This is a genomic window from Psychroserpens jangbogonensis (genome assembly GCF_000797465.1).
GTDB lineage: Bacteria > Bacteroidota > Bacteroidia > Flavobacteriales > Flavobacteriaceae > Psychroserpens > Psychroserpens jangbogonensis.
The window spans coordinates 1-1,820 of the sequence record NZ_JSWG01000028.1 but is presented as its reverse complement, the minus strand read 5'-3'; the positions used below and the strand labels follow the sequence as shown (position 1 = coordinate 1,820).

Here is a 1,820-nt window from a genome sequence, read left to right as displayed (position 1 = left end):
TCACTTGGCGCATAACTTCCAGCTGTAGCGCCTACTATTGGTGTCCCTGCTAAACTCCACTCAAACTCATAGTCTGGTCCTGTTAACTCGGTATCCAATACTGGTGTATCTAAGACCTCTGTCCCATTGGTGTCTACACATAAAATATAACTCTCTTCTAATCCAAATACTGGTAATGGATTAACCTGTAGCGTTAATGGTGCTACGGCATAACAGATAGAAGTGTCTATCATGTTACCCATACCATCATCTATCATCGTATCATTATCTACACGTACATAGATCACCTGTGGATTCGTTAGGTTCTCATACAAGAATGGTAATGGATTTACACCTAACTCGGCATCCATCTCCGTTTCATAGTACGTCACTATATAATTAGCTGGATCCTGTCCATCTAATACCTGATCCTGTACACTGCCTGGAATTAAATCTGCAGCATCTATAACTGGTGTTAAATCAAACTGTGCACTGTTATTACTTAAATCTCCATCATCATCCATCTGATCATCACAAATCTCTTCCAAAATAAATTCCATGCCACTGTTAGCCTCTGCTGCCTCTTGAACTTCAACATTGAAGCTTGGCGTGCTTATAGAACAGCCTGTATCGTTATTGGTGATGGCTATGAAAATCTGTTGTGGATTCGTAAGATTTGTATAAGGACTTACAAGTGCATTGTTTAAATCATCTGCATCAACTTGTGATTCATGGTAAGTCACCGTAAATAAGGTTGGGTCTTGTCCATTTAATACCTCGGCATCCTTCATGGTCAAATCAAAATCATAAAATCCATCATTGTTTAACTCACATGCTATAAAATCTGTTACGGCAACAACATCTGGTAATGGATTAACTATAATATCAAAAGTAACTATCGTATAACACTCTGTAATATCATTTGTAACTCGAACATAAATCGTTTGTGGTGTGCTCGTATTGGTATATAACATTGGATCTACTATCGCATTTAATCCCATTTCTGCATCCTCATCTGTCTCATGATATGTCGCTGTAACTCCTGCTTCGCCATTGATGATATAAACCTCATTCTCTGTAAGGTCAAAAACCTCTTCCATATCTCCTGGATTGATGTCATCACACAACTCAATATCTTCTGGATCTAAACTCGGTGTTGGATTTGGTAACACACGTATCGTTAAAGTTGTATAATCAACACATCCTGTATCGGTATCGGTAACAACAACATATAAGGTCTGTGGATTCGCTGGTGCGCCATTTACTGATGTATTGCTATAAGCCTCTGCATCTACGGCATTGATCTCTGCCTGTGCATCTGCATCTGTCTCATAATAAGACACACTCCAACTTGCTTCGCCTCCGGTAATTTCAGCATCTTTTATGCTCAAATCAAAGACTGTAACCTCGTCTGCTATCTCATCATCACATAACTGTAATGGTGTTGGCTGTACTGCCTCTGGTGGTAACTCCACTCGGATATCAAAAAAGCCTGTAGTAGTCACACATCCATTCACATTACTTACAAGACGTACATAAAGCGTTTGTGGATTTAAAATATTCGTGTAATTCGTAACATTTGCAATTGGATTATTTCCCGATTGTGCATCTCCTATAGTAACATGGTAAGTCAGCATAAAGTCTGCTGGTACTTGTGATCCTAATATCTCTGAATCTTTCCTCGTTAAATCAAACTGTGCAAAACCATCATTATTCGTGTCACATATCACATAGTCATCTAGGTCTACTGGAACTACGGGTGATGGTAATACGCGGATAATTAAACTCACTGATGTATTGAAACATCCTGTAACTGTATTCTCAGCACGGATGTAAATCAC

1 pseudogene is annotated in these 1,820 nt (G+C 39.0%); it reads right to left on the bottom strand.

Annotation, left to right across the window (positions count from 1 at the left end):
* Positions 1-1,820: pseudogene (locus tag RH81_RS17075) on the bottom strand (hypothetical protein); the annotation flags it as partial.